The 424-nt window shown below is 44.8% G+C and carries 1 pseudogene; it reads right to left on the reverse strand.

Features of this window, described 5'->3' with window-relative positions:
- Positions 1–424 (reverse strand): annotated as a pseudogene (locus tag AACW06_RS20110) (Ig-like domain-containing protein); the annotation flags it as partial.

Here is a 424-nt window from a genome sequence, read left to right on the forward strand (position 1 = left end):
GTACTCGTTACACTATAATTTCCTTCAGCAACTAAACTTGGAATTAAAACATTAGCCGAACCATTGGTGATATCAGTATCAGTGAGGACATGAGTATAATCTGTTTGATTTCCTGAATTATCAGTTAGTGATACAGTCAAAATATCTCCAGCTTTAGCGCCTGCAGAGAAAGATACGACTGTCTCGATACCATCGGCATTCTCGATAATATCTATATTGCCATCTGAAGCCTCATCAATACTCAACGTGAGTGTGGCGGGTATAGTGATATCTAAATCAAACGTCACTGCCGCACTCTCACCACTGCTGTTGCCCGCCGCGTCGCTGATCTGCGCCGTCACGCTGTAATCACCTTCCGCCGCCAAGCTTGGGATGGTGATGTTCGCACTGCCTGTGAGTGTTTCTAATAAGGTTACTTCGTGAG

This window comes from Vibrio sp. S12_S33, assembly GCF_963889785.1.
GTDB lineage: Bacteria > Pseudomonadota > Gammaproteobacteria > Enterobacterales > Vibrionaceae > Vibrio > Vibrio aestuarianus.